Source organism: Paenibacillus ehimensis NBRC 15659 (genome assembly GCF_004000785.1).
GTDB lineage: Bacteria > Bacillota > Bacilli > Paenibacillales > NBRC-103111 > Paenibacillus_G > Paenibacillus_G ehimensis.
The window spans coordinates 91,790-112,909 of sequence record NZ_BILX01000005.1; the positions used below are offsets into that span (position 1 = coordinate 91,790).

The 21,120-nt window shown below is 49.9% G+C and carries 22 protein-coding genes and 2 pseudogenes; 11 read left to right on the forward strand and 13 right to left on the reverse strand.

Features of this window, described 5'->3' with window-relative positions; translation table 11 throughout:
* Positions 1–51: 51 nt before the first annotated feature.
* Complete coding sequence (locus tag PEH01S_RS04635) at positions 52–1,014, reverse strand: NADP-dependent oxidoreductase (protein ID WP_127484112.1); 963 nt, start codon at positions 1,012–1,014, stop codon at positions 52–54.
* Between the two features lie 400 nt (positions 1,015–1,414).
* On the opposite strand from PEH01S_RS04635, the gene PEH01S_RS04640 reads away from it, so the two are divergent.
* The 4 genes from PEH01S_RS04640 to PEH01S_RS04655 all read left to right on the forward strand — a co-directional run bounded on the left by PEH01S_RS04640 (position 1,415) and on the right by PEH01S_RS04655 (position 3,564).
* Complete coding sequence (locus PEH01S_RS04640; RefSeq protein WP_246062791.1) at positions 1,415–1,708, forward strand: sensor histidine kinase; 294 nt, start codon at positions 1,415–1,417, stop codon at positions 1,706–1,708.
* A 35-nt stretch (positions 1,709–1,743) separates the two neighbouring features.
* Positions 1,744–2,019, forward strand: coding sequence for a MerR family transcriptional regulator (locus PEH01S_RS04645; protein ID WP_127484113.1), 276 nt, complete (start codon positions 1,744–1,746; stop codon positions 2,017–2,019).
* Entirely contained in the window at positions 1,979–2,554 is a 576-nt protein-coding gene (locus PEH01S_RS04650) for a GyrI-like domain-containing protein (RefSeq protein WP_127484114.1), read from the forward strand. The genes PEH01S_RS04645 and PEH01S_RS04650 overlap by 41 nt, the downstream gene beginning before the upstream one ends.
* A 62-nt stretch (positions 2,555–2,616) precedes the next feature.
* Positions 2,617–3,564: a hypothetical protein gene (locus tag PEH01S_RS04655; RefSeq protein WP_025845817.1), complete on the forward strand. Its 948-nt coding sequence runs from the start codon at positions 2,617–2,619 to the stop codon at positions 3,562–3,564.
* A gap of 87 nt (positions 3,565–3,651) precedes the next feature.
* Here PEH01S_RS04655 and PEH01S_RS04660 read toward each other — a convergent pair whose 3' ends face one another.
* The 3 genes and pseudogenes from PEH01S_RS04660 to PEH01S_RS35320 all read right to left on the reverse strand — a co-directional run.
* A complete protein-coding gene (locus PEH01S_RS04660) occupies positions 3,652–4,908 on the reverse strand; it encodes an ABC transporter substrate-binding protein (protein ID WP_246062793.1) in 1,257 nt (418 codons plus the stop codon).
* Positions 4,857–5,225 (reverse strand): hypothetical protein, encoded by a 369-nt coding sequence (locus PEH01S_RS35315; RefSeq protein ID WP_246062795.1) that lies wholly within the window; start codon positions 5,223–5,225, stop codon positions 4,857–4,859. The genes PEH01S_RS04660 and PEH01S_RS35315 overlap by 52 nt, the downstream gene beginning before the upstream one ends.
* An 18-nt stretch (positions 5,226–5,243) precedes the next feature.
* A pseudogene (locus tag PEH01S_RS35320) lies at positions 5,244–5,492 on the reverse strand (SgrR family transcriptional regulator); the annotation flags it as partial.
* 110 nt (positions 5,493–5,602) lie between these two features.
* Between PEH01S_RS35320 and PEH01S_RS04665 the strand changes: the two are divergent.
* Positions 5,603–6,859 (forward strand): MDR family MFS transporter, encoded by a 1,257-nt coding sequence (locus tag PEH01S_RS04665; RefSeq protein ID WP_127484115.1) that lies wholly within the window; start codon positions 5,603–5,605, stop codon positions 6,857–6,859.
* 66 nt (positions 6,860–6,925) lie between these two features.
* Here PEH01S_RS04665 and PEH01S_RS04670 read toward each other — a convergent pair whose 3' ends face one another.
* The 3 genes from PEH01S_RS04670 to PEH01S_RS04680 all read right to left on the reverse strand — a co-directional run bounded on the left by PEH01S_RS04670 (position 6,926) and on the right by PEH01S_RS04680 (position 11,819).
* Positions 6,926–7,951: an LLM class flavin-dependent oxidoreductase gene (locus PEH01S_RS04670; RefSeq protein ID WP_025845818.1), complete on the reverse strand. Its 1,026-nt coding sequence runs from the start codon at positions 7,949–7,951 to the stop codon at positions 6,926–6,928.
* Positions 7,952–8,250: 299 nt separating this feature from the next.
* A complete protein-coding gene (cysI, locus tag PEH01S_RS04675) occupies positions 8,251–9,972 on the reverse strand; it encodes an assimilatory sulfite reductase (NADPH) hemoprotein subunit (RefSeq protein ID WP_025845820.1) in 1,722 nt (573 codons plus the stop codon).
* Between the two features lie 35 nt (positions 9,973–10,007).
* Complete coding sequence (locus tag PEH01S_RS04680; RefSeq protein ID WP_025845822.1) at positions 10,008–11,819, reverse strand: assimilatory sulfite reductase (NADPH) flavoprotein subunit; 1,812 nt, start codon at positions 11,817–11,819, stop codon at positions 10,008–10,010.
* 183 nt (positions 11,820–12,002) lie between these two features.
* On the opposite strand from PEH01S_RS04680, the gene PEH01S_RS04685 reads away from it, so the two are divergent.
* Together PEH01S_RS04685 and PEH01S_RS04690 are read left to right on the forward strand one after the other, a co-directional pair.
* Entirely contained in the window at positions 12,003–12,668 is a 666-nt protein-coding gene (locus PEH01S_RS04685; RefSeq protein ID WP_127484116.1) for a GntR family transcriptional regulator, read from the forward strand.
* A gap of 6 nt (positions 12,669–12,674) precedes the next feature.
* Positions 12,675–13,658 (forward strand): DMT family transporter, encoded by a 984-nt coding sequence (locus tag PEH01S_RS04690; protein ID WP_127484117.1) that lies wholly within the window; start codon positions 12,675–12,677, stop codon positions 13,656–13,658.
* A 64-nt stretch (positions 13,659–13,722) separates the two neighbouring features.
* Here the strand turns inward: PEH01S_RS04690 and PEH01S_RS04695 are convergent, their stop codons facing one another.
* Genes PEH01S_RS04695 through PEH01S_RS04705 form a run of 3 tightly spaced genes read right to left on the reverse strand, consistent with a single transcriptional unit; the run spans position 13,723 to position 15,114 of the window.
* Positions 13,723–14,163, reverse strand: a complete 441-nt coding sequence (locus tag PEH01S_RS04695; RefSeq protein WP_127484118.1) for an SRPBCC family protein — start codon at positions 14,161–14,163, stop codon at positions 13,723–13,725.
* Positions 14,144–14,608 carry an SRPBCC family protein gene (locus tag PEH01S_RS04700; RefSeq protein ID WP_127484119.1) on the reverse strand — a complete coding sequence of 155 codons (465 nt, stop codon included), beginning with the start codon at positions 14,606–14,608 and terminating at the stop codon, positions 14,144–14,146. Before PEH01S_RS04700 ends, PEH01S_RS04695 begins: the two co-directional genes overlap by 20 nt.
* Positions 14,605–15,114, reverse strand: coding sequence for a MerR family transcriptional regulator (locus PEH01S_RS04705; protein ID WP_127484120.1), 510 nt, complete (start codon positions 15,112–15,114; stop codon positions 14,605–14,607). Before PEH01S_RS04705 ends, PEH01S_RS04700 begins: the two co-directional genes overlap by 4 nt.
* 286 nt (positions 15,115–15,400) lie before the next feature.
* On the opposite strand from PEH01S_RS04705, the gene PEH01S_RS04710 reads away from it, so the two are divergent.
* Positions 15,401–16,474 (forward strand): hypothetical protein, encoded by a 1,074-nt coding sequence (locus PEH01S_RS04710; protein WP_127484121.1) that lies wholly within the window; start codon positions 15,401–15,403, stop codon positions 16,472–16,474.
* A gap of 67 nt (positions 16,475–16,541) precedes the next feature.
* On the opposite strand, the gene PEH01S_RS04715 is transcribed toward PEH01S_RS04710, so the two are convergent.
* Positions 16,542–17,585, reverse strand: coding sequence for an ankyrin repeat domain-containing protein (locus PEH01S_RS04715; RefSeq protein WP_127484122.1), 1,044 nt, complete (start codon positions 17,583–17,585; stop codon positions 16,542–16,544).
* Between the two features lie 50 nt (positions 17,586–17,635).
* The gene (locus PEH01S_RS04720) at positions 17,636–18,007 is read right to left on the reverse strand and encodes a winged helix-turn-helix transcriptional regulator (protein WP_127484123.1); all 372 of its coding nucleotides are present in this window, start codon (positions 18,005–18,007) and stop codon (positions 17,636–17,638) included.
* A 171-nt stretch (positions 18,008–18,178) separates the two neighbouring features.
* Between PEH01S_RS04720 and PEH01S_RS04725 the strand changes: the two genes are divergently transcribed.
* Positions 18,179–18,763: an NAD(P)H oxidoreductase gene (locus tag PEH01S_RS04725; protein ID WP_127484124.1), complete on the forward strand. Its 585-nt coding sequence runs from the start codon at positions 18,179–18,181 to the stop codon at positions 18,761–18,763.
* 544 nt (positions 18,764–19,307) lie between these two features.
* Here PEH01S_RS04725 and PEH01S_RS04730 read toward each other — a convergent pair.
* Complete coding sequence (locus PEH01S_RS04730; protein WP_127484125.1) at positions 19,308–19,655, reverse strand: hypothetical protein; 348 nt, start codon at positions 19,653–19,655, stop codon at positions 19,308–19,310.
* Between the two features lie 94 nt (positions 19,656–19,749).
* On the opposite strand from PEH01S_RS04730, the gene PEH01S_RS04735 reads away from it, so the two are divergent.
* Together PEH01S_RS04735 and PEH01S_RS35325 are read left to right on the forward strand one after the other, a co-directional pair.
* The gene (locus tag PEH01S_RS04735) at positions 19,750–20,457 is read left to right on the forward strand and encodes a hypothetical protein (protein ID WP_127484126.1); all 708 of its coding nucleotides are present in this window, start codon (positions 19,750–19,752) and stop codon (positions 20,455–20,457) included.
* A gap of 484 nt (positions 20,458–20,941) precedes the next feature.
* Positions 20,942–21,101, forward strand: a pseudogene (locus PEH01S_RS35325) (IS1182 family transposase); the annotation flags it as partial.
* Between the last annotated feature and the right edge of the window lie 19 nt (positions 21,102–21,120).

Below are 21,120 nucleotides of genomic sequence, written 5' to 3' on the forward strand. Positions count from 1 at the left end.
AAGAGGATCAGTATGTTCCGATTAGCCGACCGCTGCAAATCAGCACAATCGTCACTGGGAAAATTCTCGACTTAATACTATCTTGCCGCGCGTCCGGCCGGTCTGACTGGAAAGATGGGCTTTCCTTACTCCATCTACGGTCATCGGATAGACTTCCGAGATGAGAGGCTTCACTTTCCCTTCCTCCACAAGTTCACGAAGTCGATTCACATTTTTCCCTTCCGGCCGGGTAAACACAAATTCCGTCCGAAGGTGCAGGTCTTGTTCGAGAGCGTCGGCAACATCCGGACGTATGGCATCTCTGCTGCTGATAATCGTAGCCACGACCCCGCCCGGCTTCATCCAATTCAGGGCATCTCCATAAGCGGAGCCGCCTATGGTATCAAACAAAAAGTCAAACTGTACCGAAGAATGGATGTTCTCCGTGTCATAGGTCAACACTTCATCCGCTCCCAATTCACGTACAAACTTAGCATTTCGCGTGCTGGTCGTTGCCGCTACATATGCGCCCCTCGCTTTCGCTATTTGGATGGCAAGGGACCCGACGCCTCCGCTGCCCGCCAAAATCAGGACACGGGTTTCCGGCCCGACCTGTCCGACCTCCTCGATCGCCTGCAGAGCCGTGAGACCGGCCAACGGGAGAGATGCGGCTTCAATATATGATGTCCCCTTGGGCATCTTCGATACGATAGAGGCAGGAACTGTGATTTCATCTGCGTAAGTCCCGAAACGATCGAACAACGGGCGGAAAAACACATTGTCCCCGACACGGAAATCTTGTACGTTGATTCCCGCAGCTATGACTGTTCCTGCCGCATCCCATCCCAAAATCAGAGGGAGCTCAAACGCGAAGTCTCGCTTCAGCTTACCCTCCCGCACCTTCCAATCTACCGGATTCACACCGCTCGCCTGAATGCTAACCAACAAATCATCGGGTCCAAGCTGCTTTGTCGGCAATTCAATGGTTCGCAATTCGTTGACATCGCCATATTGTTCGATTCCTATGCCCTTCATCTAAAACAACCCCCTTCATCGTATCATTCTCTCCTTTATTATACATTTCCTGATACTGAGGGCACACTTCATCGGTCGTATTAAAAAGGAATAAGCGCAGTTCCGTCGAACTTCTTCGTATGATGCGAATGAAAAATAACACCACGCCTAAGTATATAGCGACCATTATATTATTTCTCGGCATTCTTCTCGGCCTGCGCTGGACCTGGACCGAAATTTCCCCCACCTTGGAGCACCCCCGACCCGCCCATGGCGTGCTCGATTTGCGCGGTGTGGACTTGGATCAATCCCCGACCATCTGCTTGGATGGCGAGTGGCAGTTCTACCCCGGAAAATTAGCTTATCACCGGGACGCAGCTTTGGCGGAAGATGAACTTCGCCCGATTCAGGTTCCGGGAGATTGGAGCAGCCAGCTAACGAATGGCCCGGATCACTCGTATGGGACGGGTTCATCCATGTTGAAGTCGCGGATGACGGCAAGGGTATGGAGCCGGACAAGGTCAAGCAGCTGTTGAATCCGGTGGCCAAAAGCAGACGCGGAATCGGACTTTCCAATACGAATCGCCGCTTGACCCAATTGTACGGTCAAGGCTTGTCTATTCGCAGCAAGCCGAACGAAGGGACTACCGTATCCTTTATCATTCCGGACAATATGAACAAAGATCTTGACCTTTCCCCTGCGGCAATCTTGTAGGATTGAATCAGACCGATGCGAAAGGAGAATCCGCCATGCTTACCGTCGGGCAATTGGCGCGCATTTTTAACGTGTCCGCCAAAACGCTCAGACACTATGATGCCGTCGGCTTGTTCACACCCGTTAAAGTCGGCGAGGAAAACCAATATCGCTTCTATTCGCCCGAGCAGCTGCACGAGCTGCGCCGAATTTTGTTTCTGCGCTCTATGGGGCTCGGCATCGAGATCATACGCGAGCTGAAACAACGGGACGCTGGGGGATGCCGAAAAGTTGAAGCCGATCCTCTTGGAGCACGCCGACAGCATTCGTGACGAAATTGAGCGACAACAAAAGCTTCTGGCTGCGGTTCAGCGCATGGTCGACTATATTTCCATTACGGGAGGAACGAACATGGAACCGAAGCTGGTGAAGAAAGCTGCTTTTACCGTTGTCGGGATGGAGTGGAACAACAAAAGCAGCGAAGGCGGCATTCCCCAATTGTGGGACCGATTCGTACCGCGGGAGGATGAGATTCAGGGAAAATTACAGCCGGACGTCTCGTATGGCGTCTGCATCCCCGGTTCGAACGGAGATTTCTCGTATATTGCCGGCTATGAGACGACGGGAGAGCACATGCCGAACGGCATGATGAACTTCACGGTGCCGGAACAGACCTATGCCGTGTTTACACACACCGGCAGTCTGAGCCGCCTTGGAGAGACAATGGAGTTAATTTACAGCAAGTGGCTGCCCCTGCACAGTCTGGAGCCGTCGCAAGGCATGGACCTCGAAGTATACGACGAACGGTTTGCCGGGCCGGAAGATGAACAAACCCAAATCGATTTGTACATCCCGGTGAAGCCTTAAGCTCTCTGCCCGTCAAGCGACGGCATTGGCCGCAACTATCCAAAGGAGGCAAGGATCTCACGATGGTTAATCAAAAGGCGCTTGCGCTCGTTACCTACACGGGCTCCGGCCCGTACTGCTACGCGAATTCCTTTGCGATGATGTTCGGCGCGGCCGCGCCCTCTCCGGCCGTGATCGAGTTCGCAACCGGCAGCCCGTTCGGGATGCAGCTGATCGGCGGCACGCTGCCGTTCTTCGATCCGTACGGCTGGGACCCCGAGGCAGGCTTCGACGACGCGCTGACCGCCCTGGGCTGGACGTCCACGGTTGCCAAAGGCGGCGACGCCGACGCGGCACTCGCCCGCCTCAAGGCGTCCCTGTCGGACGGTCCGGTGTGGATCGGTCCGCTAGAGATGGGGCATCTGCGGCATCAACCGGGCATGACTGGGCCGATCGGCGCCGACCATTACGTCGTCGTCCTCGACGTGAACGACGAGCGCGTGCTTATGCACGATCCGCAGGGCTACCCGTACGCTTCGCTGCCGCTGAGCGACTTCATGACAGCCTGGCGAGCCGAGACGCTCAGCTACGGCAAGCCGTACACGATGCGTACCGGCTTCGCCCGGCTCGCGGAAGTGTCCGAGGCAGATGCCATCAGGGCGTCAATCCCCGCCGCGATCCGCTGGCTATCGATGGAAGGCGGTCACAACATGCCGCCGGGCACCCTTGGCAACGGCGAAGCCGCCGAAGGGCTCGCGACGCTCATCGAGAGCGGCTGTGACAGAGAGCTGCGCAGCCACTTGATTCACTTCGCGGTCCGGGTCGGCGCTCGCCGCGCCGCGGATGCGGCGACCTGCCTGGCGCGCGTCGGATACGCCGAAGCCTCGCGGATCGCAGCCGAGCAAGCGATGCTCATCGGCTCGATACAGCACCCGCTGGTCACCGGCGACGACGCCGCGGCGGCCGCCGCGCTGCGGGCGCTCACGCCGATGTACGCCCGGCTGCTGGCGGCGCTGGAAAGCGAGAGCTAGGCGCAAGCCTAATAAAGAAGCAGGCCGTTCCTCAGCTTACACAGCGTGAAGGATCGGCCTGCTTTTATTCTTTTATCCCGCTCACGCTCAAGACGAAACATGCGGATGAAACCAAATCTTATGGAAATCAAGCCAGCCTGAAGCATTAATGGTAACTCCGCGAACCGATTTATGAAACGAAGTATTGCTTTTCTTTTGGACAAGGTATAGGACGGAATAGGTCTGCCATATCAGGTTTTCTACATCCGCCAGTTTGTGTTGGCGTTCTTTCTCGTCGGATTCGCGAAAAATAGATACGGTCGCATTTTTTACAGCCTCCGCCATGGGCTCGTCAAACGCACACAAGAAGTAATTTTTTTGCAGATACATCTCCAATTCGCCTACCTCGTCATCGCTAAAGATGTTCCCAAACAATAGACAGTCATGCTGCGGCAAAGAAGGGTGTATCGCGAATTCGGACGGATCTGTAATTTCGATTTCCATATGGATTCCAAATGACTCGCAGCGCTCCCGAATCCAAACGGCGTCTTCCTCGTGATATTCGGTTGTAAGCAAACGGAACGCTTCCCCCTGATAGTCGCTTGCCTTCAACAGAGCCAAAATGTCCGAGTGACTCGCTCTGGAGTCCGCTTCCTTACCGGAGACCGGACGGTATGGGCGGAATCCCTGCGCGGGAAAAATCCGGTCGCCCCCCAACTCGGCAATCATCCGTTCTCTATCGATGATGTGGTGAAGAGCTTGACGGAATTTCGGATGGTTTTGCGGACCGCTCTTCCGCTGGTTAAATACAAGCAAACTGCAGCAGCAGAACAACGTTTCCATATCAAGCCACTCGCTGCTCCCTTTTATTAAGGCATCCCGCTGCGCTTTGGAAGCATCCCCGTGCGAAATCATGACCGATGTCCAGTCAGGCTCCTTCAAGCGGCCGGTTTCCATTTCGGGGAAAATGAGAACCTCGACGCGATCCAGGTGCGGCCTGCCTTGAAAATGCGCCGGGAATGCCTCCAAAATACAGATGCCCTCATTGAGACGAACCATTCGAAAAGGGCCTGTTCCTACCGGTTTTTTCCCAAATTCCGCTTCGCCTGCCCGTACGATCTCTTCGGGAACAATACTTGCGGGAATGGTAGAAAGAAACCGCAAAAACAAATAATTCGGTTCTTTCAAGCGGATTCGTACAGTTTTATGGTCTATCGCCTCGATCTTCTCGATGTCTTGAAACATCCAGCTCGATTCAAACCGTTCAGGGTTCAAGCGAAGCCGATCCAGTGAAAACACGACATCGTGAGCAGTCAGTTCCCGACCATGATGGAACATGACGCTTTTTTCAAATGGAACGTCCATTCTCTGGCATCGATGCTGCTTTCCCAGGAGTGCGCGATGCAAGGTGTAACGGTCCGGCTTTCCTGATCGTATTCGACCAACGTATTGAACAACTGGCCTACCATGTGAGCATCGAAATCATAATAAATCAGTCCGGGGTCAAGCGTTAAAATCGAACGGTACACAGGAAAACGCAGCGTATCCTGCAGCTTATTCGAGACGGCCTGTGTAGAAAAACCCATTCCTTCCGACAGCCAGTCCATAAACTGTTCTTTGACAGCGGCCACCCCGAAGCGGTTCATCAGTTCCATCGCTTCCTTTACATTCCCCTGTTCCATCCTAAGCTTAACTTCCTGAAGGAGGATTTCGCCCGAATCCGTGAGTAATGTCAACACGGAAGTATGACCGCGGCCCCGCCCGGCTTTCCACTCAATCCAGCCCAGCTCGCAAAGTTTACGGACAATCAGTTTAGCGTATCGGGGTGTACAGTACCATATCCCGGTAAGTTTGTCGACCGTAACCGAGAAGGGCTTGCCCACTTCATGGTTGTTAAAATATCGGCGAAGCTCTAAAAAATGCGGTACCGTCAGCATATCAAACCTCATTTCCTGCTAAAAAAGGTGAAGTGATTTAATGAAATCATACTCTTTTTATCCCTTTTTTGATAGCTATACTGAAGTTAGGGAAGACGAAACAGCAGAGGGTGATGAATAGGATGAACATGATCTTTAAAAAGCGGTTAAATATGCCCCGATTTCATCCGGTAGCATGGGGAGTCATTATCGGAACCTTCCTGTCTCGCACAGGATTTTTCATGACACTGCCGTTTCTGGGTATTTATTTAGGAAAAGTCTCGGGAATCGATCCGGCAACTGTTGGGGCCATTTTAGCCGTAAGCTTATTGGCCGGAACCATGAGCAGTTTTGTCGGAGGAGCATTATCGGACCGTTTGGGCAGATATCCAGTTATGATTTCTTCGATGGCTGCATGGAGTCTTGTCTTAATAGGCTTTGCCTTTGCTACCGAAATTTGGGCTTTCTTCTTATTGAGTGCGATAAACGGTCTTTGCCGCAGCGTTTTCGAACCGACCGCCAGAGCCCTGTTGGCCGACGTAACTCCTTCCGAACAACGTGCCGACGCCTTTAATGCGAGATATTTTGCCATCAATATGGGAGGAGCTATAGGCCCATTAGTAGGCTTGAAGCTTGGCGCAGGCAGTTCTTCATCGCTTTTGCCGTTTTTCGCAAGTGCTGTGATTTTCTTTATTTACGCCGTGGTTTTGGTGTTTTTCATGGTCACGTTCAAGCAAAAGCTTCATGAGAAATCAGCATCGATCACGACGAACCAAATGGCACGAATTATTTTCACCGACAAAATATTCCTGTATTTTCTTCTAGGTAATGTATTTGTAGCAGGAGCCTATTCCCACTTGGATACCACATTATCGCAATTTATTGGTCATGACCGGGTAGAATCGTATTCGTTTCTTTTCGTTATTAATACGCTTTCCGTATTGGTATTGCAATATCCTCTTGCCAAGCTGATGAAGCGCTTCTCTTCATTAACGGCATTAAAAGCCGGGTGCTTGTTATTCGGATTGGGTCTGTTCGGGTTTGGAATTTTTGAAAATATCCTGATGCTTGCCTTATCGATGGTGGTTTTTACGACTGGTGAAATCTTATGTTTTGTCATTGGAGATGTGCTTATCGGTGAAATTGCACCGGAACATTTGAGAGGGGCCTATTATGGCGCCAGCGGATTGGCATTTATCGGGCAGAGCGTTAGCGCTTGGATTGGCGGTATTTTACTGAGCGTATTAGGCTTCGGGCAAGGTCCTGTCCTATTCGCGATCCTCATGCTTTTGGCATTTGTCGCCTTTCCATTCTTCCATCGTGGGCAACATCTTTGGGAGAAGCGGCAGGGCCTTGAGAAATCAAATGGTTTGGTCGCGGGGATTGAGCAGCAGAGGTAACTGCCCTCTTAAAAAGGCTTCACAAAGGATAAATTTGGCGAAGCCTTTTTAGGATTGTGCAATGGGTTACGATTTGATAATATCGGCGACGATTTCGTAAGAACGCAGGCGCGCCTGGTGATCGAACACATGGCCGACGACCATCATTTCGTCCGCTTGGGTAACGTCCAGGAAGGCTTGCAGCTTTTCTTTCACCGTTTCCGGACTGCCGAAGATGGAGGAACCAAGCTGCTGCTGCAAGGCTTGTTTTTCGTGCTCGCTCCATAGACCCTCCATGCTGTCCACAGGCGGCGGCAGCGGTGCTTCATGGCCCCGGATCAGGTTTAGGAATTGCTGCTGCAATGTCGTTCCCAGGCGGTTCGCTTCTTCATCCGTATCCGCAGCAATGACATTGACGCCAACCATCGCATACGGCTTCTCAAGCATTTTCGAAGGCTGGAAGGTACGACGATATAATTCCATCGCCGGCACGGTGTTGGCGGGCGAAAAGTGACTGGCATAAGCAAACGGCAGACCGAGCTGACCGGCCAGTTGTGCGCTGAAGCTGCTGGATCCGAGCAGCCAGATAGGAATCGTTAGTCCCTCTCCCGGGATTGCCCTCACATGCATGGGGCCTGAGGCCAACGAGGGGTCGAAATAAGCCCGCAGCTCATCCAATTGGTCGGGGAAATCCTGACCTCCATTCCGGATGTCGCGGCGCAGCGCGAATGCGGTTCGCTGATCCGTGCCGGGCGCGCGCCCGAGACCCAGATCAATGCGTCCCGGGAACAGGGATTCAAGCGTTCCGAACTGCTCTGCGATCACCAGAGGCGAATGGTTAGGAAGCATGATCCCGCCCGAGCCCACCCGGATCGTTGATGTACCGGCCGCCACATGAGCGATCACAACGGAAGTGGCAGAGCTGGCGACAAAAGGCATATTATGGTGCTCCGCCAGCCAGTAGCGGTGGTAGCCCCACTTCTCCACATGCCGGGCAAGGTCCAGCGTGTTGCGAAAAGATTCGGCAGGACTTCCCCCGGCGACGATAGGAGACAGATCGAGCACGGAGAATGGGATATCGCTCAGTCGTTTGTTCGTCTTATTTGCAGACATATTGTCTTCCTCAATTCATTTTGTTATTTTGCCTTGCATCCCATTTTTTACGACATGTATTTATATACCGTGATATCTAACTTTATAGATGTAATAAAAAAAGCAACATACATGGAAAACCTCCAACGCATAGAAATTAGCCATGTTTGCAGACGATAAGCAGGGTATATTATTTCATTATATCTAGAAATACAGATATGTCAATGCGAAGACTAATCCATAAAGAAGAGCTGTCCCCCAGCAGAAATATCTACCTAAAGGACAGCTCCCTCTTGTCATCTATGAATATGGCTTTACTCTTACTCGTGAAAATCCAGTCCCGAACGAACTTCTTTCACGTACCCGGCGCGAATCACGAAGTCGCCGAAATGCTCGCCTTCCTCGCGTTCCTTCGCATAGCGGTTCAAGATCGGGCGCAGCTCGTCAAGAATTTGCGTCTCTCCAATATTTTCACGGTACATTTTATTCAGCCGGTTGCCGGAGAAGCCGCCGCCCAAATACATGTTGTATCTCCCCGGGGCCTTGCCGATAAAGGAAAGCTCCGCAAGCGCAGGCCGGGCGCATCCGTTCGGACAGCCGGTCATCCGAATGACAATCTCCTCTTCGCGCAATCCCGCTTCATCCAAGATCGATTCGATCTTCTCCAGCAGCGTGGGCAAGTAGCGCTCCGATTCGGCCATCGCCAACCCACAGGTCGGCAAGGCAACACAGGCCATCGAGTTTCTGCGCAGCGCGGAATATTGAATCCCGTCGGTCAGCCCGTATTCCTTAATGAGCTCCTCGATTTTCTTCTTCTTCTGGGCGGACACATTGCCTATGATCAAGTTCTGATTCGGCGTCAGACGGAAATCCCCGCTGTGCACCTTGGCTATTTCCCGCAACCCGGTCATCAAGGGGTAATCGTCCTCGTCCTTCACCCGGCCGTTCTGAATAAAGAGGGTGAAATGCCATTTGCCGTTGCTTCCCTTCACCCAGCCATAACGGTCTCCATTGTGGTCAAAATGATACGGGCGTGCTTCCTCCAGCTTCCACCCCAAACGCTCATGAAGCTCGTTGATAAACCATTCCAACCCGCGGTCGTCAATCGTGTACTTGAACCGGGCATGCTTCCGTACCGAACGGTCTCCGTAATCCCTTTGGATCGTGACCGTTTTTTCGGCGACGTCGACGACCTGCTCCGGTGTGACGAAACCGATCACCCGTGCCAGCTGCGGATACGTTTGCGGATCGCCGTGCGTCATCCCCATGCCTCCGCCGACAGCCACGTTAAAGCCCAGCAGCCGCCCTTTCTCATGAATCGCGATGAAGCCAAGATCCTGAGAGAAGACATCGACGTCGTTGGAAGGCGGCACGGCAATGCCGATCTTGAACTTGCGCGGCAAATAAACGGGTCCGTAAATCGGTTCTTGCTCTTCTCCGTCGCGGCTGTCGACAACCTTCTCTTCATCCAGCCAAATTTCGTGATAAGCTCGGGTTCGCGGATCAAGATGATGGCTTATTTTCTTGGCCCATTCGTACACCTGCTCGTGGATTTCGGAAACGTACGGGTTCGGATTACACATCACGTTACGATTGACGTCCCCGCATGCCGCAAGCGTGCTTAGCAGCGCTTCGTTGACTTCCTTGATGACATGTTTCATGTTCCACTTGATCACGCCGTGAAGCTGGAACGACTGACGGGTCGTGAGACGAATCGTTCCGTTCGCATATTGCTGCGCGATCCGGTCCATCATCAGCCATTGCTCCGGCGTAACGACCCCACCGGCAGCCCTCACGCGCACCATGAACTGATAGGCCGGCTCCAGCTTCTGCTTATTCCGCTCGTTGCGAAGATCCCGGTCATCCTGCATATAGCTTCCGTGAAATTTCATCAAGCGGTTATCATCCTCGGGAATGGAGCCCGTGATTCTGTCATGGAGCGTTTCTGCGAGCGATCCCCGCAGGTAATCGCTTCGCTTCTTGATCTCCTCTACATCGCTGTGAGGCGCACTGTTCGCCGAAAGTAAATTGTTTTCGCTCATGTCCCTATCCCCTCTCGTTATCTTTGAGCCTAAACTCAGTAGACATCTCGCTGATAACGTTTGTCCTGTTGCAATCGTGCCAAATACTCCGCAGCGGCTTCGGAGCTAAGTCCGCCCTCCCGCTCGATTATGGTGGCGAGAGCGGCATGAACGTCATGCGCCATGTGCTTTTCGTCTCCGCACACGTAGATGCTGGCTCCTTCCTCCAGCCATTGATACAATTCCTTGCCGTGCTCAAGAATTCGGTGCTGCACATAAACCTTCTCATCCGTATCGCGGGAAAACGCGACATCCATGCGGGTCAGCACGCCATCTTTCAGCCAACGCTGCCACTCGACCTGATACAGGAAATCCGTGGAGAAATGGCGGTCGCCAAAGAACAGCCACGTTTTGCCCTGTGCCCCGGTTTCTTCCCGTTCTCCCAGGAAGGCGCGGAACGGAGCGACGCCCGTGCCGGGTCCGATCATAATAATCGGTGTATCCGGATTTTGCGGAAGCTTGAAGTTCGGGTTATGCTGGACAAATACCGGCAGCGGATCGCCCGGCTCCAAATGCTCAGCGATATAGGTCGAGCATACCCCGTACCGCTCCCGTCCGTGTGCTTCGTATTGCACCTTTCGGATCGTGAGATGCACCTCGTCCGGGTGCGCCTTCGGACTGCTGGAAATCGAATAAAGACGCGGCGGTAGCTTGCGAAGAATCGATACGAATTGCTTGCCCGATACTCCCTTTAACTGGTGATCCCGCACCAAATCCAATAAATCCCGGTTTTTGATATACGCTCTAAGCTCCTGCTCACGTCCCGGCGCAAGCAGCTCCTGCAGGCCGCTGCCCGGGAAAAGAGCTGCCGCCTGTTCCAAAAGCGGCTTTGTCAGAACCGTAACTTCATAATGACTCGTCAAAGCCTCAAGCAACGGACGCTCATTTCCGTTTTTGTCGACCGGAACGAGCTCCTCCCGGTTCCAATCCATCGCCTGGATCAGTTCATCGACAAGTCTGGAATGATTCTTGGGATAGACGCCCAAGCTGTCGCCCGGCTCATACTGGAGATTCGACCCTTCCAGCGAAATCTCCAGGTGACGCGTTTCCCGGTCCGATCCGCGGCCGTTCAGATTCAAATTTTCGAGCACCGCGGCTTGAAACGGGTTCGACCTCGAATATTCCGTCTGCTGCGTCTCGCTCCGGACGGCTGCACCGCCGCCGCTGCTTGCCAAGGTCGGGGCCGCCGCGGCCTCATTCAGAGAGGCCAGGACACGATCCATCCACTCCGCGGCAGAATCTTCGAAATCCACATCGCAGTCGACACGTGCGGTAAGCCGTTTGCCTCCGAGCTCCTCCAGACGCTTGTCAAAGTCCTTGCCCGTTTGGCAGAAAAATTCATACGAAGTGTCCCCCAAAGCCAATACGGAAAACCGCAAGCCTTCCAATTGCGGCGCTCTCTTGCTGTGCAGAAATTCATAGAAAGACAGCGCATTATCCGGCGGTTCGCCTTCCCCGTGCGTGCTTACCAGAATGAGCAGATTTTCAACCTTCTTTAACGTATTCGGCTTGAAATCGCTCATGGAGGAAAGCGTTGGCTGGAAGCCCTGCTCCTTCAGCTTTTCGCTCAGCTTCTTGGCCAGCTTCTGGCTGTTCCCGGTCTGGGAGCCGAACAGCACCGTGACCTCCTTGGAGATGACCGGCGGTTGGCTCACGGCCGGAGCCGCTGCCTGAGCTTCGGTTTTGTGCAGAGCCGTCAAATAACCGCTCAGCCAAATCTTCTGCACCTCCGTCAGCGTAGGCAGCAGGCGGTTGAGAAGCTCCACCTGCTCTTGATTAAAAGGACTGTTCATCACCTGTAATATCAACAATATGCACCTCGCATAGGATGAAAATAATTCCTAGTATTCTTATATAATTAATTTTATCTTATCTTCAACCTATCATAGCCGGGTAAACGGATCAACTAAAATGATTTTATAGCTTTTATTAGTTTTACTGATAAATAAAAACCATTTGCCCCAAAATCCAATATCCGATATATTGGTTTTATGAGAAAAGATATCATTAAACCCATTCAACGTCTGTCGTTTAGAGACGAAGTCTATCAAACCTTAAAAAAATGGATTATCACCTTGGAACTGCATCCCGAAGAACGCTTGAGCGACAAGGAATTGGCGGAGAAATTCGGCATTAGCCGCACGCCGGTGAGGGAAGCGCTCAAAAGGCTCGAAGATGAAGGCTTGGTCCAATCCCTCCCGGGATCATCCACTTACGTAGCGCCATTAAATGTAACGGAGGCGAAGCACGCGTTTACGGTCGTCGCTGTTTTACACGCTTTAGCGGCAAGGCTCGCATGTCCTATTTTGAAGGAAACGGATCTTCAAACGTTAGAAGCGAGCAATAACGCTTTGCAGCTTGCAATTGAACAAGGCGACGTGATTCAGGCTATCGAGGCGGATACGCATTTTCACAAGGTGTTCTTGGACGCGGCCGGGAACCCTGAGATCGTACTGGCGCTGGAACGCAGCATCCCCAAAATTCAGCGCTTGGAGGTTTCCCAATTTAATACCCTCAAAGGGTTACATTCCGTGGAGCAGCACAATCACATCATTGCCGCTTGCCGAAATGGGGAGTATGAAAAGGTTGTCCGGCTTGTCGAAGAAAACTGGCTAAGTCTCGGCGAGCTGCTAACCCAATCCCCGGAACCGAGGTGAGTCCAGTTGAAGCCCATTTTGATCGGTATTTGTTCGGCCTTCTTTTTTGCTTTTACTTTTGTTCTCAATGCCTCGATGGAGCTGTCCGGCGGGAGCTGGATTTGGAGCGCTTCGCTGCGGTATCTCTTCATGGTTCCGCTTCTCTTGGGCGTGGTACTGGCTAGAAAAAACCTGCGTCCGCTCTTCACGGAAATGCGAAAACAACCCGGAATGTGGCTATGGTGGGGTACGGTGGGATTCGGGTTATTCTATGCTCCCTTATGCTTTGCAGCCGCTTATTCCCCAGGCTGGCTGATTGCCGGCACATGGCAAATAACGATTATTTCAGGCACTTTACTTGCGCCGTTATTTTGGGAGACGATCTCTACCGGCAAAGGACCTATGCAGACCCGGGGGAAAATTCCCGTAAAAGGTCTGATCATGTCGCTCCTCATCCTGCTGGGGATTATTCTGATGCAGGTCGAACATGCCAAAAGCCTTCCCTTGGAAAGTCTATTGCTTGGAGTGATCCCTGTGCTGATCGCTTCGTTTGCCTATCCTTTGGGCAACCGGAAAATGATGGAGCTCTGCGAAGGGCGGTTGGATACGTTTCAGAGAGTATTGGGAATGACGATTGCCAGTCTGCCTTTCTGGCTGGTCCTTTCGTTGTATGGCTTGTCTACCGTAGGCTTGCCGAGCAAGGAGCAGAGCTTTCAAGCGTTGCTGGTCGCCCTTTTCTCCGGCGTCGTGGCTACGGTCCTCTTCTTCAAAGCAACGGATATGGTGCGGGGAAATATGCGGAAGTTGGCCTCGGTCGAAGCAACACAGTCGATGGAAGTCCTGTTCGCCTTAGCCGGGGAGCTGCTGTTTTTGTCGATCCCTCTGCCTTCTCCGTTATCTTGGTGCGGGATGATTGTCGTTGTTCTGGGCATGATTTTGCATAGTTATGTGGCGAATAAACAAGAGGAGAGTCGTGTTAAACAGTCAGCGGCGCTGAGTGAAAGAGTATAAAAATATCGCCGTCCAACCCCGACAGAGCGTGTGAACGGCGATATTTTTAATTCTTCCCGCATAGCTAGGAGGTCATTTCTTCCAGCACCCTGCCTAACCGGTCTAGATTCTGTTCATTAGCTTCCATACAGAATGCCTTGACTTGTTCGAATTCCTCGGTTAGCTTGAAAAGCTGACGGAAAGTAACTTTGGTACGGCCTTCCAGGTTCTCGAAAGTACCCATTACCCGAAATTCGTGACCGGATAGATGGTCAAGCACGATCCGCTCAAACGGCACGATCTCAACAAAGACGTTATGGTTCGGGTAATCCGTACCATCCGGTCCATGCATGGTGAATCGCCACGCGCCGCCTGGCCTGATATCGCACTCGTGAAATGTATTCGTGAAGCCATGCGGCCCCCACCAACGAGCGAGCAAATCAGGGGTTGTCCAAGCCCGGAATACAAGCTCCCGCGGTACATCGAACTCGCGTGTGGAAATAAGTTCATTTTTCCCCATGGTCATGATCATTCCCCTCTTCAAAGACCTTGCCGAGCGCATCCAGCATGAGATGGGTACCGTGCTCCCGTATTTCCGGCGTATCGTGTCCGTCAAAGTATGCCCCTTGCTCCGTAAAAATGAGCTTCGTGCCGCCCTCCAGCTTGATCAGCTCGACCGTTGTATTCGAGACGGAGACGCGTGTGCTGCCGGAATCCAAGGTGTACGTATAGACAATACGCTGCTCCGGAACAATCTCCTGGTAACTGGCGTCGAACGTAAAGATCGGCCCTTCCGGCGGCCCGCCGCTGCTGTATTCTCGCCCGCCAACCCGAAAGTCGAAGATCTCCGGCTTCGAAAACCATTTCGCTTTGGCCACCGGGTCAGCCCAGGCTTGGTAAACCCGCTCCGGTGAAGCCGGATAAGTCCGCTCGACGACGAAGGTCGCATGCTTAACAAATCGTTTATTCATTGATTTTCTTCCTCCTTAGGTTTCGGTGTTCCTCTCTCCTCGGCAAGAAAGTCCCCCAACAGATCCAGGTTTCGCTCCCAACTCGTTTGCCGCTCCAGAACCAGCTTCTCAAATGACATCTTCATCGCTTGCAGAAGGCTCGTGAAATCTTCCACCGTTAACTGCGCCTTGCCCTGCATCAGCTTGGATACATGTTCGAGCTGCTCCAATAGCTTCTGCTGCAGCTTGATCTGCTCTTTGATCCGGCCGATCTGCAAGTTGACGATCTCCAGCGGACTGATTTGCCCGCCGGTTACAACCGATTTAATCTCCTCGAGAGACAGCCCCAGCTCCTTAAGCGATAAAATCTGGTGCAAACGCGACAGGTCCGATTCATTGTACAGCCTGTGGCCGGATTCCGTATGTCCCGACGGAGAGAACAACCCGATTTGATCATAAAAACGCAAGGTTCGTACGGTAAGCCCCGTCAGATTGGCGAGGTCTCCGATCTTCCAATAGCTCTTCATTCATCATCTCCACTCTTTGGCGCCGGCTTTGTGCTAGTAGCTTCATTATAAAACCTTACGTTACGTAAGGTGCAAGCATAATTGTAAAGTTCGATCGTGGAAAGTTAGCCGTCATTTGTGCACCGGTTCAGCTCATCGGGACGATTTTCGCCTCGCACGCTCGTCGATCCATGGCCGGGGAGGAATGCCCAGCTCAGATGTCGAATGCTTCCAAAGTGGGGAGCCAGAAATCTCCCAGCCCATACGTTAAGACGAGTTGAATCCTATAGGAACGAGGAAATGACCGATGAAGCTTCAATTGCTATATAACGAATATCTGAATCTAAAATTCAACAGGGGATTACCGTCCGTTCCAACGGACTGCTTTGAATACGGCCTTTGTGAAGACGATAGCGCAGAATTATTCTTTGTCGGCCGCGAGAATGAGCCGTTTATCGAGTGGGCGGATGAATTACAGCCGAAAGATCCGAATTACACCGTAAGCCCGGACTGGAAGCCTGTGCTCTCGGATTTTTTTGAACATCTGGATGTCTATGACGAACTGATCCTCTATTATTTGTTGTTTACGATCAACAAGACGATGTACATCGTCAAGCTCAATCCGTACAATGCAATGAATGATTTCATGAAAAACTATTGTTTTTTTCAGTTAACTCAATTGAAGGATGCCGCCAGATTGAATGATGAACAGAGGCAGCAATTACGAGACTTTTTCTTCTTTTTTTATCTTTATACTCACCCGGTCAATGAGGAGACCCTCTACTCCTTTTCATTCCGCGGGCAAGATCTGGTTCATACGAAAACCAATATCCATATGGAGCATTATTTTACGGTATACCACGATTATTACAGCGAGCATCTCGACAAGTATCGAGATACATTATTCATCGCTCCGCATGAAATAGCTGCCTGCAAACATCTCACGATGGAGCTGTTAAGATCGATAGAGGGGAAATCGCCCAAGCTGGTCATGCCTCCGGAAGAAGGATTAGACGATGTATTACGGCTGATCAACGACGTTGATTATTTAATCCATCGTTACTACGAGAATAAAACAATGGTATTCGGGATGATGAGAGACTTTCTCTCTGACCACCGCTCTACCCCTTATCGCGAGCATTGTTTCCGTACCCTGCTTCAGAATTATGTTTGTTATATCCTTTATTTCAAGTTTGACGAAATCAATAATTTGGTGGGTTACTTTAAAGGCACTCCGTCATGTTGCGAAACGATCGTCAATAAAATCTTTACGGATGCCATCTTTATTCAGAAGATTATGAGGCAGAACCGTATAGATATTAGAGAGTATGAGAATGTAGTCGAATTCTTCGACGAGGAAGCCCGAAGGATCTATCTGTAATCTGCTTAACGAGTCTATCGGCGAAAAATGCGAAAGGAGCCTGCCGCGGCAGCTCCTTCACAACATGTTAACCCATCATATGAAGAATGGCTTTGTTTATACATGCTTTGGCTAAATCCACAGCTGTCTTCCCGTCTCGATCTGCAGCATGAATGTCCGCGCCATATTCTAATAGCATTTCAATCGCGGCAACGTTTTCTCTCCTAATCGCTCGATGCAAGGCGGTTTGTTTACAATCATTTCTACCTTCAAGATCAGCTCCGTGATCGAGCAGAAATTTAATCCCCACAATGTTGTTGAAATCCGCAAAGCTATGTAGAGGAGGGAATGGCTTCCTTTCTTGGTTCACATCACAGCCCAACCTTAAAATATCTTCCAGCAGAGCTTCGTCTTTACAATGAAGAGCAATCCCGAAGCCCTTCTTATTCACCTCTTTTTGATAAACCTCCGGAAATTCTAGACGAATATAATTCACAATATCGCTGGAATGTTTAAAAGCAATTTCCAGAGGGGTTTGAGCCAGAGAACGTTTTCCCACGTTTGCCCCCTTCTCGGCCACTAGTCTAAATGCCTCCAAATTATCGTGTTTACTGCAAAACTGCAAGGAAGTGCCGCTATATTTAAGAACTTTGTCTAAGTCGGATTTGCTCGCGTGGGGGACCAGCTCTTTAATTTTTTCCATGTCATTCATATAACACGCGAATACTAAGGTATTCTTAATTTTCTCCGCCTTCAACGATTGCTGTAAGATTTCTTTTCTTTCCTCTTCCTCTGGTTCCAAACCATATCTCTGGTAAATGATTAACTCAAAGGCATCCGTATCAAAAAGCTCAGGATTCGTATCGTTCACAAGGCCATACTCAACTAATTTGCCAGCGTCGACTTTGATGCAAAGAATGCCTTTTCCCAGCATGAGTTCCTTAATTTCGTTCCTATACTTATCAAAAAGAGCAACAGTGATGTGACCATCATAGGAAACTTCGTTTTCTGAAATGGCAAAGTAGCCGCTTGTATACGAATTCTCCGTGCCTAAAATTAAATAGGTATACGTTTTGTCACTTAGCATAGGTTCATTGATAATCGCGTCTACTAAATCAGCAAGGTTGTTCATCTATTTAGGCCTCCATGTCTTTTCACGGTTTCCCTACCTCCCGCGCCATTTTAAGCATTTTGGGAGCGTTCCGGGCAGTTGGACTTCCATTCACGTTGACGGATATATTGCTCGCCCCACTCGCTCAATTGGTCCAATATAGACTTCAACGAGATTCCTAATTCACTCAGTTCATAGACCACTTTCGGCGGCACTTGATTATATACCGTTCTCATGATGATGCCGTCTTCCTCCAGCTCCCGAAGCTGCTGAGTCAACATTTTTTGCGTAATCTCGGGAATGGACCTTTTTAATTCGCTCGTTCTCTTCGGCCCGGGGCCGCAGTTTAAATGGCATAAAATCAGCAGCTTCCATTTCCCCCCTAAAACCTCCAATGTCGCTTCCGCAGGGATGTTAAACGTCCGTGTTGCCTGTCTTTCCATGGGATCACCATCCTCTCGCCGGTTCTTGGGTATAGTTACTTTTCGGTGCCTATATCACCATTTGGTGCTTATAGCACATAAAAGTGCGTTCTTCCCTTTTTTCACAGTATAATAGATAATTTCATCATATCTCATTGGGATTAAAAAGTTGAGAGATGGAAGGTGAAGTCGATGAAAGTCTTGACTGTTGTATCGCACCCCAGGGTGAGTTCCTTAACCTTTTCTGTTGCAGACAGGTTTCTGCAGGGACTCGCTGATGCGGGCCACGAAACGGAGATGCTGGATCTGCATCGCAGCGGCTTTAATCCCGTGTTGTGGGAAGCGGATGAACCCGATTGGTCATCCGATCGCAAGATCTATTCGCCTGAGGTTGAGGCCGAAATGGAGCGAATGAAGAAGTACGATGCTCTCGCCTATATTTTCCCGATCTGGTGGTTCAATCTGCCTGCTATGCTCAAGGGGTATATCGACCGGGTATGGAATAATGGTTTTGCGTACGGCTCCAATAAATTGCATCATAAAAAAGTACTGTGGCTGGGTCTGGCAGCGGCTCCGAAAGAACTCTTCGAGAAGCGACAATACGATAAGATGCTCTCCCAACATCTGAACATCGGAATCGCAAGTTACTGCGGAATCTCTAATAGCCAGGTCGAGATACTATATGACACCTTGGACTCAAGGCCGGAAATTTTTGAGAATCTCCTGATGCGAGCTTACCATCTGGGACTATATTATGACAACGATTCGAGGGCGTGACTTACGTCTTTTTATGCACGCGCAGCAAAAATCCATGGTTTGATCGAAAAGAAAGAAGGACACAGCCCGTTGAAACGAGTTGTGTCCTTTTTGTTGTGTATATAATGGCTTCGTTAAGCGAGGACATAAATCCAGTCAGTATATGGTGCTTCGCATCGCCAAACTAAAAATGACTTCCCAACGAATCAATCCACGAAACAACCGTAAAGAGCATTAAGGAAATTATACCTTTACTACACTCCGTGCAAAATATCATATACATAACCTATCATATCGCTACAAGGAATCCGAGCTCATGATTGATGATGATGGTTTTAGTCTGCTTGTTGGCGCGCCCGGAAGTACATCTTCTAGCCAGTGTAAGTCCGGTCACGGGAGGGGCCAAGTTTCCATGTAGCTAGGGTAACTGCGTATGGCGAAAAAAGGCCTAGGGCAACTGCCGGCATACTGGCGATTGGAAATCGCATCGGCTGCCTCGATCCTTTTCGCATTGGGGGGAGCTGCTGGAAGAACCGTTAATTTTCGTGTGATGCCCATCAAAGTGTTAGGAGGGCCTGTTTTTGGACAGATATTCTAACCATTTATCAACCTCGCTCTTTAGAAATAATCTTTTGCCCTTTAGTTCAATATAGGGTAAGAACTGATAAGCATCCCTAAGCCCCGTTTGTTTTCTTGATAATTTGTCTTCCGATATTATTTTTTCGATGTCTTCATTCGTCACATGTAGGTATTGTACAAGTTCTTCTTGAGTTAACAATTGCGTTCCGGTTTCAGAAGTCAGATTTCTTCCCGTAAAGTAAGGTTTATCTTGTAATTTAACCGTAATAATAATCGTACTGGCTAAAATAGAAAACAAAATAATCAAATTCCATACAAGACCTTTATTAACCATAATATTCCTCCTAAGGAAAATTTTATGAAATTTTTAAGTCATTTATGATATTATGTTAATTGTACCATATTATTCCTTTAGGGAGGTAATCTACTTGACTCCTAAGCGTATTCCTGCCGTTATCGCCACTTCTTTAGCAGTTCTAACACTCGCTGTTTCACCTGTTGCTGCTCATCCAATTTTCGAAAAGAAAGCTGTGATAAGCTCGCAAGTTGCAAGCTCAGCTGCACCGGTTGTTGTAGGCAAACCCCAAGGTCAAGATAACGCTACCGTAAGATTTATTGATGAGGCATTAGCAAAGAAAGACTCAGACAGGATTACTCCACAAGGGAATATAACAGAGAGATATGCATATTCGACCTACTCAGTGCCGTATAAAACCGTTGAAGACGGTAATTTCAATGTAGGTCCAAGGGAACAAGATACATTCTTGTGCAGTGTTCCTAGAGGTGGTACTAATACAATTGCAAAAACGGTTGAGGTTAGTGCCAACCTCAAAATCCAATCTAGTGTTGATTTTGAACTTCAAAAAGTCATTAATATCGCATGGACAAGTGAGGCAAGTGGCTCGTTCAAATACACATATTCAACAACAAAAGTATACACGGCTCCGGAATCTGTTCCTAACCATCGTGATTACTACGGTGCTATTCAATATGACTTAGGATCAACGATTGTCAACAAAACCGATGTTTATCATGTATATAATGGGGACAGCTATATGTATGATACCTCCTATACCAGTCAGCAAAAAGTGTACGCTAAAGTTCCAAAAGCAATTGAGTTCTCTCGAGATTTCTAATAACCAAGAGGGTGTCCCCAAACCCATGAAAATGGCTGAGGGACACCCTTTTTTGTATCAAAGAATGCAAAAAGAAACCGTTCCTTGTTAAAATGGAGGTACCATTCAACCATTACAAAAGGAGACGATTTCTTTGTACATTCAATATACCATGGGTCAATTTTGCTTGCCAATGGACTTAGAGGAGGACATCCCCAAAATCACCTCGTTCGCGTTGTGAATGCCGCCGGAATTGGCTCGACGACGCCATCTTCGATGCAGCTTACCCCGGAGGCGGGCGAGATAGTTATCATCCGAAAATGCTCACCAAAATTATCATTTATGCCTAACACGCAGTGCATTTACTCTCCCGCCAAATCACTAAGGCCGTCCGCGAGAACATCATGTTTATGTGAATCGCGGGCAGACAACATCCAGACTTTCGGACCATTAACCGGTTTCGCTCCGAAGAAAGCAGTTTTCACCCTTCGAAACGACCTGCTCCCCCCGCCTTCAAAAGTATGAAAGACACGAAGAAATTTTAGGGAATCGTAACAGTTACAGTAAAACCGACAAAGACGCCACGTTCATGCGGATGAAAGAGGATCACATGCGAAACGGTCAGTTCAAGCCGGGTTACAATGTGCAGATTGGCACTGAAAATCAATTCATCCTCGGCTACAG